A 12,353-nucleotide genomic window follows, 5' to 3' on the forward strand; every position below is an offset into this window, starting at 1 on the left:
GGCCGAACAGCACCGCATGATCGCTGCGCGACACCACACACCACGGAGGCCGATTCATGAGCGAGAAATTCACTGCCGCAGCAATATTCGCCGGTATTTGCGCTTCCATCGCGCTAGCCGGTACGGTCGCCGCGCCGGCCAACGCTGCCCCGGACTCGTCGGGCAAGACCTACGCGGAAGCCAAGGAACGACTGGAGCGCGCCGGTTACACAGTGGTGGTCGCCGCGACGGTGGGCGACAAGCTGCCGTGGGCCGATTGTCAGGTGTACCGCCAGCAGATGAAGCCATCTCCGTTGGCAGGCAAGAAGAACGAGATCGACAGGACACGCGTGCTGCTCTCATTGCGTTGTTACCCGTCCACCAGCGAGGACGAAGGCGAGTAGCCGCTGGATTCCAGCCAGGTGACTGGCCGATATCGCCGTCTGGCCGATGGTCAATCGGTGACGGCGGCGGCAACGATCGTGTCGTGAAAACACATCCACGAGGTCCCCGGATGGCCAGCAGGCTGGCGGTGGCGGCGACGGCGGCGCTGGCCGCGATGTTGGCTCTCCCCGCGACGTCTCGGGCGGTCCTGGACAACGAACTCTCGCTTGTCGACGGCAGGGATCGCGCGCTGACCGTGCAGCAGTGGGACACCTTCCTCAATGGCGTTGCGCCCCTGGACCGCAATCGGTTGACCCGAGAGTGGTTCCACTCCGGTCGAGCCACGTACGTCGTTGCGGGTCAGGGGGCCGACGACTTCGCCGGCACATTGGAGCTGGGCTACCAGATCGGCTTTCCATGGTCGCTGGGCGTTGGCATCAAGTTCACTTACACCACCCCGAACATCCTGCTCGACGACGCCAACATCAGCCCGCTAAGCCCCGGCTTCAACCCGCTGGGCAAGGTCATCACGCCGAATCTGTTCCCGGGGGTTTCGATCTCCGCGGACCTGGGCAACGGCCCCGGCATCCAGGAAGTCGCCACCTTCAGCGTCGATGTCAGCGGGCCCTCGGGTGGTGTTGCGGTCTCCAACGCTCACGGCACCGTCACCGGTGCGGCAGGCGGAGTGATGCTGCGCCCGTTCGCCCGGCTGATCTCCAAGGACGGCGACAGCGTCACCACCTACGGCGAACCGTGGAACATGCAGTAGGTTTCGGGGTCCAGAACGGGACGTAGTGCGACGAATCAGCCGGCGTCGGGCGCCTTGCCGACGGCCCGACGGATGCGGGGAGACAGCTGCACCACCTCGGTCACCACCGACGGGTTTGCGAATGCGGTGGTGACGAGCGATACCAGCGTGTTCGCGACGTCACGCAGCGCCGACATCTGCTCGGGCAGCTGACCGTGTGCAACCCACGACTTGAACAGCACCGACAGCAGGTCGCGATCGACACCACGCAGGATCTCGGTGTCCTCGGTCGGGCCGACGCCCACCCTGATGAGCGACAGTTCGGGGTGCTCGCTGCGCCAGGAGTGCAGGATCTCGTCGAGCGCGGCCTTGCTCGCGCCGTACGCGGCGACACCGGCGCGGGGCCGTCCGACGTCGTGGCTCGAGGCGATCAGCGCGACACCGTTCTCGGACAGATACGGCAACGAGGCACGCAGCACGTTGTTCGCGCCGAGCGTGTTCACGTTGAAGGCATGCACCCACGTCGAGACGTCGGTGTCCTCGATGCGGGCGAACGGCACGGCGGTGCTGGTGAAGACCACGGCGTCGAGACCACCCAGGGCATCGACCGCTTCGGCGACCACCCGGGTGATCGCCACGGAGTCCTCGACATCGAGTTCGAACGCGAACCCGCCGATGTCCTCGGCCAGCTGCTTGAGCAGATGCGTGCGACGGGCGGCGACGGCCACCGTCGCGCCACGCTCGGCGGCACTGGTGGCGACGGCATGGCCGATTCCCGACGACGCCCCGACGGCCAGCAGGCGAAGCCCGGCGGCATCGGCATGTTGAGTACTCACTGGTGACCACCTTCGGGGGGCTGGCGTTTCTGTTCAGACGTCACCATAGAGCCTCAGGCAAGGGCTGCCTAAGTTGGCCGCAGGTTACGCGCTCAGCGCCGCCAGTCGGGGGTCGAGACTGGGGATCGTGGTCGGCGCCGACTCGGCGAACATCAGCGGCGTCCGCGCCGACGACCCGGCCGCGGGTGGCGCGCCGATGACGACACCCTTCGCGATGCCCCGCGGGGTGACGATGTCGATCGTCGACCCGGGGACCAGGTCGTCACCGATATCGGTCTCACCCTCGAACCACTGGTTGAACCAGGTCGCGGCCAGATACTCGACGGCAGGCGGGTTGATCGGCCGCGGGATCCCTGCGACCACGTAGGCGACGAACTGGATCAGGGGATTGCCGCCGAGCATCGAGTCCATGTGCACGCCGCCCTTGAGGACGACGCCGTTGTAGCGGCCGGGACGTCCCTCGTTGAGCGATTCGTTGACGTTGCTCAGCGAGTTGAACAGGTTCCAGGGGGCGCCGATCTCGCGAATCGGAATGTAGTGGCCGCCTGCTGCCTCGTAGGCGTCGAGCTTGTCGATCGAATCGGCCAGCGTCGTCCCGGTCGGCACGCCGTCCAGGGTGATGACCCCGACCAGATTGTCGGCCTCGCCCTTGTCCACCAGGTATCCCGCCACGCCCGACACCAGCTGGCCACCCAGCGAGTGACCCGCCAGGCCGAACTTCTGCGGCAGCGCGGCGGTCGCGGGGTCGAGCCCGTATCGGGTCGCGAAGCCCGCGGCGATCGCACTCTTCGTCAGCGCCTCACGGTCACCGACGAAGAGGTCGGCGATGGCCTCGGCCATGCCGTCGCCGCCGAGCCAGCGGTCGTCACCGGCGAAGAAGTTCGACGGCAGCGTCGGGGTCACGACGATGCTGTTCGTCGCCTGGGCGAGGTTGGCGGCGGTGTAGCTGTACATGGGGCCCAGCGCCATGAACCCGTGGCTCAGCAGGATCATCCGCTCCGGCGGCACGTCACCCTCGGGGTAGTACCAGTTGGCCGACACGCGTTGTCCGGTGCTCAACGTGATCGTCGAGCTGCGCACGGTGACGGTGCTGTTCGGGGGTAGCACTGGCGGTCCGGTGACGAGCGCCTCGAGAGCTTGGAAGGTATTGATCGCGAAGGATCCGACGGTCACGACGATCGAGCCGATGACCGCGCCGATCGCTGATCCGATCGCGTCGAGCACTGACAGTGGCCTCGGCAGAGGCGCGATGGTGGTGGAGACCGCGGCCTCCGACATCCGTGTCTCGGTCAGATTCGCGATCGAGAGCGATTGCTGCCCGGCAGTCTTCGCGATCTTCTCGACGATGGTCACGGCGGGTTCGACGCCGGGCGCCGGCTCCTCGGTGACGGCGGTGGGTTCGGGTTCCACCTTGTCTACGGGTTTGACCTCGGGGGGCGTGACGACCGCGACCTGCTGCTCGACGACGGTGTCCTTCTTCGGTGTGACGGGCGTAGGCGTCGGTGCCACGTCTGCGGGGTCGTCGATGACGAGTTCGGGTTCCTCAATCGCCTCCGGTGGCGATGTGGGCGCCCCGGACTCTGGCTCGGTGGCCTTCTCGGGGGTGTCCGCGTCGACGTCGGACGACACGTCCGGCGCCGGCTTCTCCGGCTTCTCGGCCTTGTCCGGCTTGTCGACCTTGTCGGCCTTCTCGACCTTGTCGACCTTGTCGACCTTGTCGACCTTGTCGACCTTGTCGACCTTGTCGAGCTTGCCCGCAGTGTCTGGCGTCTTGGGCTTGTCGACCTTGCCGGGGCTCGAACTCGACGAATCCGATGACGAATCCGATGACGAGGACGAACTCGGTCCCGAGTCGGATCCGGGGTCCGCCGTCGCCACCGCGGGCCCCGCGAAGAAGGCCGCGGTGACACCTGCGGTGACGAAACCGGCTCCCACCCACGCCGACAACTGCTGCATGACACCCCTGACGGTCGTACCGGATCGTTCGAAGTCTCGATCCTGGCAGGGGCCGCAGTCAGGTGAGGGCGGTTTCGTCTGGTTCAGCACTCTGGGCGACTTGGAACAAAGATTAGGTTACGGTGATTCCGATGTCCGATGAGGCGGAGTACCCCATGCGCGTTGTGGTCTGGTCGACGGGAGGGGTTGGCTCGGTCGCGATCGACGCCGTGCATCGTCGACCGGATCTCGAACTCGTTGGTGTGTGGGTGCACTCGCAGGAGAAGGTGGGCGCGGACGCCGGCGTGCTGGCGGGCGGTGCCCCGATCGGTGTGACGGCCACTGACGACGCCGACGCGCTGATCGCGCTGGCGCCCGACTGCGTGGTGTACGCGGCAAGCGGGCCCGAGCGCGACGCGGCGGCGGTGCCGGACTACGTCAAGCTGCTCAGCGCGGGGATCAATGTGGTCTCCACATCGTCGACCAGCCTGGTGTTTCCGCCGTCGTACCCCGCCCCGCAGTGGCGTGAACAGCTCGAATCCGCCGCCGAGACGGGAAACGCCTCGCTCTACGTCTCGGGAATCTTCCCGGGTTTCGCCTCCGACCAGCTGGCACTGCTCATGACGACGCAGTCCAAGTCCATCCGCACCATCAAGGTCACCGAGGTCGCGCTGAACGACCACTACCCGGTGGCCGACGTCATGATGGACGGCATGGGGTTCGGCCGCCCTCTCGACTTCGAGCCGCTACTGAAGACGCCCGGTTTCATCGAACTGGCCTGGAAGGCGCCCATTGCGCTGATCGCCGAGGGGCTCGGTGCGGAGGTCACCGAGATCCGCGGCTCCCTCGACCGCAGGCTGACCGACCGGGACATCGAGGTGGCCTTCGGCACCATCCCCGCGGGCACGTGTGGCGCGGTCTGCACCCGAGCGGCGGGTGTCATCAATGGGCGAGAGGCCATCGTCGTCGAGCACATCATCCGGATGGCACGCGATGTGGCACCGGACTGGCTGAGCTCGGAGCACGACGCGACCTACCGCGTCGACATCGAGGGCGTTCCCGACATTCACTGCGAGATGACGATGGGTGCCGCGGCGGGCCACGGTGCCGGTCATGCGGCGATGGCCGCCACCGCCATGCGGGTCGTCAACGCGATTCCGTACGTGGTCGATGCGAAGTCGGGTCTGCTCAGCTCGCTGGACATGTCAACGACGCTGCCCCGCTACGTCTTTCAGTAGGAGTCCTTCATGACGGAGCCGATCGCGACCGACGAGCTATCCCAAGGCGTCAAGGACGCGCAGGCGAGGTTCGACGCGGGTATGGGAGCCGACGGCGACGCGTCGCCCTACCCGATGTTCGCCGAACTCAGGGCGACCGCGGCGGTTCATCCCGGGTGGCCCGAGATGGGGATCTTCGATAACCCGGCCGAGGGCCAGCAGATCTTCTCGGCGTACACCTTCGACGCCGTCAAGGCCGTCTTCACCGACAACGAGACGTTCAGCACGCGCTGCTACGAGGCGATCGTGCGGCCGCTGCAGGGTCCCACCATCCTGGAGATGCAGGAACCCGAGCACGCGGTTTACCGCAAGCTGCACGAGTTCGCCTTCGCACGGTCGTCGATGCGTCGGTGGGAGGCCGAACTGGTGCGGCCCCTCGTCGAGCGCACCGTGGGCAGGATTCGGGACAGGAAGCGGGCCGACCTCGTCGAAGAGGTCTTCATGCCGATCCCGGTCAGGGTTATCGCGGCGCTCATCGGCCTACCCGAGGGTGACATCCCCGAGTTCCACCGCCTCGCGATCGACCTGCTTGGATTCCACTCCGACATGGACAGCGCGCTCAGGGCGTCAGCGAAGCTGCGCGAGTACTTCGTCGGCATCCTCGCCGATCGCAGGCGCGAACCGCACGATGACATGGTCACCGTCCTCGCCGGCGCCGATATCGACGGTGTCACGATGTCCGACGAGCAGATCTACGGCTTCATGCGCAATCTGCTGCCGGCCGGTGCCGAGACGACGTCACGTTCCACCGCGAGCCTGGCGCTCGGGCTGCTGACGCACCCCCAACAACTGGCAGCCGTCACCGCCGATCGCGGACTGCTCCCACAGGCGATCGAGGAGGGCATCCGCTGGGAGACACCGCTTCTCAACTTCATGCGGGAGGCGACGCGCGACGTGGAGTTCTTCGGACTCCATATCCCGGAGGGGTCGACAGTCTCGGTCAACCTCGGCAGCGCGAACCACGACGAGGCCAGGTGGGATCGCGCACAAGAGTTCGACATCTTCCGGGATCGTAAGCCGCACATCGGGTTCGGGCACGGTGCCCATGTCTGCCTGGGCATGCACCTGGCACGCCTGGAATCCATGATGATCTTCAACACGCTGCTCGACCGGCTGCCCGGGCTTCGGCTGGACCCCGACGCAGCGGCACCGTTCGTCTCGGGAACCTACTTTCGCTCGCCCCAGCATCTCCAGGTCGTCTGGGACTGAGCGCTCGCTCCCGCGGGGCAGCAACCGTCCGTCCAGGCGGGTCGGGTAGCTTTGAAGAACTGTCGGTTTGGCCCGACAAATGCGACTGCGGTCGGCTCACGACGTCGTGAGCGCCTCGCCATGGCTGGCGCACCGCTGCGGACGAGTGACGTATATGAGGAGTTCCCACGTGGCCTTGAACACCATCGCGCTCGAACTCGTCCCCAGCAATGTCGAGCGCGGAACCGAGTACGCCGTCGAGGAGGCGCGCAAGGTTCTGGCGCTGTCGGCGTCATCGGGGATCTCGGGTCGGATCGGTCACGTGATGATCCCCGGGATGATCGAGGAAGACAACGACCGGCCCATCGAGATGAAGCCGAAGCTCGACGTCCTGGACTACTGGTCGATCATCAAGCCCGAACTGCCCGGGATGCGGGGGCTGTGCACGCAGGTCACGTCGTTCCTGGGGGAGGACGCACTGCGGCAGCGACTGACCGAGCTGAGCGGGGCGGGTTTCGACGGCATCGCGTTCGTCGGGGTGCCGCGCACCATGGCCGACGGCGAGGGCGAGGGCGTCGCCCCGACCGACGCGCTGTCGATGTTCGACAATGTGGTGCCCAATCGCGGTGCGATCCTCATCCCCACCCGCGAGGGCGAGGCCGGCCGGTTCGAGTTCAAGTGCCGCCAGGGCGCCACCTACGGCATGACGCAGCTGCTCTACTCCGACACGATCGTGGGCTTCCTGCGTGACTTCGCCAGGGACACCGACCACCGGCCCGAGATCCTGCTGTCGTTCGGCTTCGTGCCCAAGATGGAGTCCAAGGTCGGGCTGATCAACTGGCTGATCCAGGACCCGGGCAACGCCGCCGTCGCCGCCGAGCAGGAGTTCGTCAAGGCGATGGCGGCCATGGAGCCCGCCGATAAGCGCCAGGCGCTGATCGACCTCTACAAGCGCGTGGTCGACGGTGTCGCCGACCTCGGCTTCCCGCTGAGCATCCACCTGGAGGCCACCTACGGGGTGTCCGCGCCGGCGTTCGACACGTTCGCGGAGATGTTGTCGTACTGGTCGCCGTGACGCGCGCTAAGGGGTGCGACCGTCGATCACGACCCCCGCGGCCTCCTCGAGGGGTTTGACGATCGAGGTGAAGTCCGATCCGGGGCCCTGGGTGTCCATCGTCGACTCCCACAGTGCGGCAACGGCATCCGCGACTTGGGTGGGCAGGCCAAGCGAGTGGGCCTCCTCCAGGTAGAGCCTGACGTCCTTGACCATCAACCCGGTCGCGAAGCCGTAGTCGAAGGTGCGGGGCAGCACGGCGCGAGGGAACTTGTCGCGGCTGGCGTGGGTGCCGCCGGAACCCGCGTTGAGGACGTCGATCATCACCTGAGCGTCGAGCCCGGCCTTGACCCCCATGACCATCGCCTCTGCCGTCGCGGCCAGCGCCGTCGCCGCGAGGAGGTTGTTCACCAGCTTCATGGTCTGCGCGGCACCGGGTTTCTCGCTGACCAGGATCGGGCGGCCGATGGCCTCAAGCGCGGGTTTGACGGTGTCGAACTCGGTGCGGGCCCCCGACACCATGACCGCGAGCGTGCCGTTCTGCGCGCCTGCCACACCGCCGCTGACCGGGCTGTCCAGCGCGGCGATGCCAGCGTCGGCCAGAGTGCCGTGAATGCGTTGCGCCACATCGCGCCCCACCGTTGAGAGATCCACGAAGCGACGAACGCGGCTGCCCGCGACGACGCCGTCGACGCCCGTCGCGACATCGAGTGAGGCCTGTAGCGACGGCAGGCTGGCGAGCACCGTCTCGGCGCGGTCGGCAACATCGCGCACGGAGGCGCCCTGCGCAGCGCCCACCGCGACGGCACTGGCCACCACGTCGGGACGGGCGTCGAACACCACGACGGCATGACCGGCGTCGACGAGACGCCGCATCATGGGAAAGCCCATGTTTCCCAGGCCTATGAACCCGATGTCCACTGGCTAATCGCCGTCGATCTCGGCGAACACCTCGCGGGCCAGGCGAAAGCTGTCCACCGCGGCGGGTGCGCCGGCATAGACGCCCACCTGCAGGAAGACCTCGCGGATCTCCTCACGGGTGACACCGTTGTTGAGGGCACCCCGGATGTGGGTGCGCAGTTCGTGCGGACGGTTGAGTACGGCGATCATCGCCAGATTGAGCATGCTGCGCGTCTTGAGTTCCAGGCCGTCGCGACCCCACACCGCGCCCCAGCAGTATTCGGTCAGCAGATCCTGCAGCGGTTTTGAGAACTCATCGGCGTTGGCGGTGGCCTTGGCGACGTAGGCTTCTCCGAGCACTGCCGTGCGGATCTCGCGTCCCTTGTCGTACGTTTTCTGGTCCATGAGTCCACCATTTCATGGGGACGTGCGTCGGTGTCAGTCGCGCCGCTCGAGCACCCGTTCGGTGATGTGGCTGAGCGTGACGCGCAGAGTCTCGTCGTCGATATCGTTCACCAGCGGGTTGATCACCGACCCTGCGATCGCCGCTGACATCACCGCCGCTGTGACCCGAGCCTCGATGTCGTCGTGTTCATCGAGCAGGACGCCATAGAGGCGGCTGAGGAAGTGCGCGAACGGTTCGTGTGCCCCGAGCAGCCGCACGATCACCGGGTCGTTGACCAGTGTGCCGATCCACTTGCGACGCGTGACTGCCACCGCGATGACTTTGTTCAGCAACACCTTTCGGCCATTGAGCGGATCCGGATCGGCCTCCGCGGCCGCCAGCGGTTCCTCGAGCGTGGCCAGTTCTCGGTCGGTCATCGCGATGATGATCTCGTTCTTGGTGTTGAACTGGTGATACACCGCGGCCTTGCTCACCCCGATGGCGTCGGCGATCATCTGAAGCGACGTGCCGCCGACGCCGTGATCGCCGATCAGGTCCATCGCGGCGTCGAGGACGCGGTGCTGAGCGGCCGTCCTGGCAATGCTGCCCAAACGGTGCTTCGGGGTGGTTGGCGCTTCTGGCACGGCATTCACGATAGTCAGTACAGGTAGATGACGAGAACGCCGAGCCACAACGTGGCCAGCCAGCCGTCGGTGGCCAGCCTCAACCACTGGGGCGCGGTGCGGACCTCCATGAAGTAGCGGATGATCATGCGGCTCTTGATGAATCCCAGTGCGATCACGGTGATGGAGATCCACGCGCTGGCCTTCGCAATGCCGGCGGAGTGATCGGGTGCCAGCCACCATGACGCGACGGTTATCGCGGAAAGCACCACCCACGCGCAGGTGATGGCGCGGCTGGCGTGCTCGGTGCTCGCGGTGGTGGTCGGCGCGGTGGTCATGGGTGTCACCTCAACACGTAGAGCAGGGCGAAGATGGCGATCCACAGCAGGTCGATCAGGTGCCAGTAGATGGCGCCGGACTCGACCATGGACAGCCGGCGCTTGCGCGGATTGCGCAACTCGCGGACCACGACCCCGAGGATGATCAGGCCGAGGGTGACGTGGAACAGGTGCACGCCGGTGAGCATGTAGTAGAACGTGAAGAACTCGTTGGTCGACATGGTGTAGCCGGCCATGAGCTCGGTGGCCCACTCATAGGCCTTGACGGCAATGAACAGCGCCCCGAACGCCCCGCCGTAATAGGTGAGGCGGATGGCCCGCCGGTGCTCTCCTGCGCGCACGGCCAGCACGCTGCGCGCGATGAACCAGGAGCTGGTCAGCAACACGATGGTGTTGACCACGCCCACGGTGATGTTGAGGTGTTGCTGCGAGGCGATGAACAGCTGCGGGTTCATCGCGCGGTGGATCATGAAGATGATGAAGTACGCGCCGAAGATGACCATGTCGCCGAGCACCATGATCCACATGTGGTGGTCACCGGGCGTGTGCGGTTGAGGTTGCGCCACAGCGCCTTCGGGCTGCGCAGTGTTCAGCGGGTCTTGGGGTGGTGCGGTCTGCTCGGCGTTCGTCATGGCAGCGGCGCCTCATCGACGGGCTGGTTCTGGGTGGCCTTCTTCAGGAACATGATGACGGCTGACAGCCACACACCGAAGATCACCGTGCCCATCCAGAAGGAGATCGAGCCGTTCCATGCGAACGCCCCGGCCTTCGACACGAACACCGCGACCGCCATGACCTCGGTGACGATCTGCCAAACGCTCACGTAGGCAAGCCATTTCGGGAAGATCTCGTTGCGGTCGTAGAGGATCGCGACGGCCATGGCGAAGTAGGCCGCGGTGAAGCAGCCAAGCGAGCCGACGTAGGACAGCAGGCCCAGGTCGTAGAGCAAGGCAAGCTGCTCGGGGTCCCGGTCGGGGCGGAATGTGGCGACCAGGAAGAGGCACGCGACCAGCAGACATCCCGGCAGCGCGCCGACCGCCATGCCGCCCATATAGGCGTAGGCCATCACCGACCCGCTCGTCATGCGCTTCATGTGAAAGACCACGATGCCGTTGGCGATGCCCGCGCCGCCGACGATGAGGATCAAAGCGCAGAAGCCGATCTGGATGGTGGTGGCGTGCTGGCTGAAGAAGTCGACCATCTGGGACTGCGTGATGTCCGGCCGAGGTGGTGGCATCACCCGCGCCAGCGCGAAGAAGATCACCCCGAACGCGGCGTAGAACGCGGGCACGATCCAGAAGACGAGCCACACATCCCGCTTACCCGCTGCGGGTGGCCTTGCCGGGTCCCGGGTTTCGGTGCCATGGGTGCCGTCAACGGGAGCGGGCGTCGCGACCTCGGTCATGCGGTGATGCCCTCCTTGACCGCTTGACGGTGCAGTGCGGCGCGCAGCACGAAGAACATGACGACCACGAACGCGGCGTACGCACCGTTGCGCAGCCAGAATGAGATGAGACCGTCCCAGGCCAGCGGGCCCGTACGGAACGCACCGGCCAGGGCGGCGGGCGCGATCGCGACCGCGGTGGCAATGGAGAAGTGCCCGACCCACCGCGGGAACACAGGCTCGTGCGCGGTGTCGCTCGTTCCCGTGTCGAAGTACACCGCGAGGCCGAGCAGCAGATTCTGGCCGACGATCATGCCCACCGGCGCGATGAACACGATCCACGCCATGTCGTTGAGAAGCATGATCAGTTCGGGGTTGCGTTCGGGTCGGAAGGCAGCGACGAGGAAGAAGATGTTGGCGAGCGCGAATATCGTTGCGCCACTGACGGCAGCCGTCAGAAAGCAGTAGGCGAAGACGTGGCTCTGGGTGGCCATGCGCTTCATCTGCACCACGATCACCATGAAGAACGGGATCAGCATCACGCCGCAGAGGTCATAGGTCACCATGCTGAATCTGATGGTGGCGGTGTTCTCGGCGTAGAACGCCGCCACCTGTTCGGCGCTGAGTTCCGGGGACAGTGGCGGTGTGAAACCGCGGAAGGCGAAGAACGCGACCACGTAGATCAGCAGGAACACCGGCGCCGCCCACAACGCGACCAGCTGGGTCTTGACGTTGGCAGTCTTCGGAAGATCCTCGGCCTCGGCGAGTATCTGCATCGCACCTCTTCTCCGCAGGGCCGGCCTTGCCGATCGGCTACTTGCGACGCTAGCCGATCGGCTAGTGGAGACGCAACGGTCAGGCGCTAGGTGAGCGCCTTGCGAAAGAAGACCCGCCGGTATCCGTCCTCGTCGCCGCGACCCGTCTCCACGTAGCCGCGCCGCGGGTAGTAGTCGAGGTTCTCCGTCATCGCCTCGTTCGTACTCAGTCGGACCTCGGTGACCCCGAGATCGGCGGCATCGCGCTCGGCGCGCTCCAGAAGGCGTCGACCGTGACCGGCGCCCTGTGCCTGCGGTGCTACGGCGACGGTTTCGATGACGACGTGATCGGCGTGGGGCACCACGACGATCATGGCGACAACCGAGGAACGGTCCTCGATCACCCAGACGCGGGCAGTGCCCACGAGCGCCGCGTAGTCGGCGAGCATCGGGGCCGGCGGCTTGCCGATCCGGTTGATGTACCGCGTGAATGCCTCGTCGACGAGTGTGGCGATCGTGCTCACATCGGCGGGGGTCGCGCGGCGCAGTACCGGTTCGATCACCAAC

At 66.2% G+C, this 12,353-nt stretch carries 15 protein-coding genes; 5 read left to right on the plus strand and 10 right to left on the minus strand.

The genetic code is table 11. From position 1 onward, the window contains the following. Nucleotides 1–56: 56 nt before the first annotated feature. Together ABIA65_RS05465 and mspA are read left to right on the plus strand one after the other, a co-directional pair. On the plus strand, nt 57–383 hold the full coding sequence (locus tag ABIA65_RS05465; RefSeq protein WP_241402604.1) for a PASTA domain-containing protein: 327 nt from the start codon (nt 57–59) through the stop codon (nt 381–383). A 110-nt stretch (nt 384–493) separates the two neighbouring features. Further along, the gene (gene mspA, locus ABIA65_RS05470; RefSeq protein ID WP_241402605.1) at nt 494–1,132 is read left to right on the plus strand and encodes a porin MspA; all 639 of its coding nucleotides are present in this window, start codon (nt 494–496) and stop codon (nt 1,130–1,132) included. Between the two features lie 35 nt (nt 1,133–1,167). Here the strand turns inward: mspA and ABIA65_RS05475 are convergent, their stop codons facing one another. Both ABIA65_RS05475 and ABIA65_RS05480 read right to left on the minus strand, forming a co-directional pair. Next, on the minus strand, nt 1,168–1,947 hold the full coding sequence (locus tag ABIA65_RS05475) for an SDR family oxidoreductase (protein ID WP_354522878.1): 780 nt from the start codon (nt 1,945–1,947) through the stop codon (nt 1,168–1,170). An 84-nt stretch (nt 1,948–2,031) separates the two neighbouring features. Beyond that, entirely contained in the window at nt 2,032–3,903 is a 1,872-nt protein-coding gene (locus ABIA65_RS05480) for a hypothetical protein (RefSeq protein ID WP_354522879.1), read from the minus strand. A gap of 131 nt (nt 3,904–4,034) precedes the next feature. On the opposite strand from ABIA65_RS05480, the gene ABIA65_RS05485 reads away from it, so the two are divergent. The 3 genes from ABIA65_RS05485 (at nt 4,035) to ABIA65_RS05495 (ending at nt 7,422) form a co-directional block, all read left to right on the plus strand. Beyond that, complete coding sequence (locus ABIA65_RS05485) at nt 4,035–5,120, plus strand: NAD(P)H-dependent amine dehydrogenase family protein (RefSeq protein WP_241402608.1); 1,086 nt, start codon at nt 4,035–4,037, stop codon at nt 5,118–5,120. A 9-nt stretch (nt 5,121–5,129) separates the two neighbouring features. Further along, complete coding sequence (locus ABIA65_RS05490; RefSeq protein ID WP_241402609.1) at nt 5,130–6,368, plus strand: cytochrome P450; 1,239 nt, start codon at nt 5,130–5,132, stop codon at nt 6,366–6,368. Between the two features lie 169 nt (nt 6,369–6,537). Further along, nucleotides 6,538–7,422, plus strand: coding sequence for a mycobacterial-type methylenetetrahydrofolate reductase (locus tag ABIA65_RS05495; protein ID WP_354522880.1), 885 nt, complete (start codon nt 6,538–6,540; stop codon nt 7,420–7,422). Between the two features lie 6 nt (nt 7,423–7,428). On the opposite strand, the gene ABIA65_RS05500 is transcribed toward ABIA65_RS05495, so the two are convergent. From ABIA65_RS05500 to ABIA65_RS05535, 8 genes are all read right to left on the minus strand, one after another. Then, nucleotides 7,429–8,322, minus strand: a complete 894-nt coding sequence (locus ABIA65_RS05500) for an NAD(P)-dependent oxidoreductase (RefSeq protein WP_241402611.1) — start codon at nt 8,320–8,322, stop codon at nt 7,429–7,431. 3 nt (nt 8,323–8,325) lie between these two features. Continuing rightward, entirely contained in the window at nt 8,326–8,706 is a 381-nt protein-coding gene (locus tag ABIA65_RS05505; RefSeq protein ID WP_241402612.1) for a carboxymuconolactone decarboxylase family protein, read from the minus strand. Between the two features lie 33 nt (nt 8,707–8,739). Further along, nucleotides 8,740–9,330, minus strand: a complete 591-nt coding sequence (locus ABIA65_RS05510) for a TetR/AcrR family transcriptional regulator (RefSeq protein WP_502919521.1) — start codon at nt 9,328–9,330, stop codon at nt 8,740–8,742. A 14-nt stretch (nt 9,331–9,344) separates the two neighbouring features. Further along, the gene (locus tag ABIA65_RS05515) at nt 9,345–9,647 is read right to left on the minus strand and encodes a cytochrome C oxidase subunit IV family protein (RefSeq protein WP_354522882.1); all 303 of its coding nucleotides are present in this window, start codon (nt 9,645–9,647) and stop codon (nt 9,345–9,347) included. A gap of 5 nt (nt 9,648–9,652) precedes the next feature. Beyond that, entirely contained in the window at nt 9,653–10,279 is a 627-nt protein-coding gene (locus tag ABIA65_RS05520; protein ID WP_371746928.1) for a cytochrome c oxidase subunit 3 family protein, read from the minus strand. After that, nucleotides 10,276–11,052: a hypothetical protein gene (locus tag ABIA65_RS05525; RefSeq protein WP_354522884.1), complete on the minus strand. Its 777-nt coding sequence runs from the start codon at nt 11,050–11,052 to the stop codon at nt 10,276–10,278. The genes ABIA65_RS05520 and ABIA65_RS05525 overlap by 4 nt, the downstream gene beginning before the upstream one ends. Then, on the minus strand, nt 11,049–11,807 hold the full coding sequence (locus ABIA65_RS05530; protein ID WP_354522885.1) for a hypothetical protein: 759 nt from the start codon (nt 11,805–11,807) through the stop codon (nt 11,049–11,051). Before ABIA65_RS05530 ends, ABIA65_RS05525 begins: the two co-directional genes overlap by 4 nt. Before the next feature lie 86 nt (nt 11,808–11,893). After that, nucleotides 11,894–12,349, minus strand: a complete 456-nt coding sequence (locus ABIA65_RS05535) for a GNAT family N-acetyltransferase (RefSeq protein ID WP_354522886.1) — start codon at nt 12,347–12,349, stop codon at nt 11,894–11,896. Nucleotides 12,350–12,353: the final 4 nt, after the last annotated feature.

This window comes from Mycolicibacterium sp. 624, assembly GCF_040548615.1.
In the GTDB taxonomy this organism is placed as follows: Bacteria; Actinomycetota; Actinomycetes; order Mycobacteriales; family Mycobacteriaceae; genus Mycobacterium.

Excerpts from the sequence above, each read along its gene's own strand:
- ABIA65_RS05485 (WP_241402608.1), top strand. The coding sequence starts at position 4,035 with ATGTCCGATGAGGCGGAGTACCCCATGCGCGTTGTGGTCTGGTCGACG.
- ABIA65_RS05480 (WP_354522879.1), bottom strand. The coding sequence starts at position 3,903 with ATGCAGCAGTTGTCGGCGTGGGTGGGAGCCGGTTTCGTCACCGCAGGT.
- ABIA65_RS05465 (WP_241402604.1), top strand. The coding sequence starts at position 57 with ATGAGCGAGAAATTCACTGCCGCAGCAATATTCGCCGGTATTTGCGCT.
- ABIA65_RS05520 (WP_371746928.1), bottom strand. The coding sequence starts at position 10,279 with ATGACGAACGCCGAGCAGACCGCACCACCCCAAGACCCGCTGAACACT.
- ABIA65_RS05515 (WP_354522882.1), bottom strand. The coding sequence starts at position 9,647 with ATGACCACCGCGCCGACCACCACCGCGAGCACCGAGCACGCCAGCCGC.
- ABIA65_RS05505 (WP_241402612.1), bottom strand. The coding sequence starts at position 8,706 with ATGGACCAGAAAACGTACGACAAGGGACGCGAGATCCGCACGGCAGTG.
- mspA (WP_241402605.1), top strand. The coding sequence starts at position 494 with ATGGCCAGCAGGCTGGCGGTGGCGGCGACGGCGGCGCTGGCCGCGATG.
- ABIA65_RS05530 (WP_354522885.1), bottom strand. The coding sequence starts at position 11,807 with ATGCAGATACTCGCCGAGGCCGAGGATCTTCCGAAGACTGCCAACGTC.
- ABIA65_RS05490 (WP_241402609.1), top strand. The coding sequence starts at position 5,130 with ATGACGGAGCCGATCGCGACCGACGAGCTATCCCAAGGCGTCAAGGAC.
- ABIA65_RS05525 (WP_354522884.1), bottom strand. The coding sequence starts at position 11,052 with ATGACCGAGGTCGCGACGCCCGCTCCCGTTGACGGCACCCATGGCACC.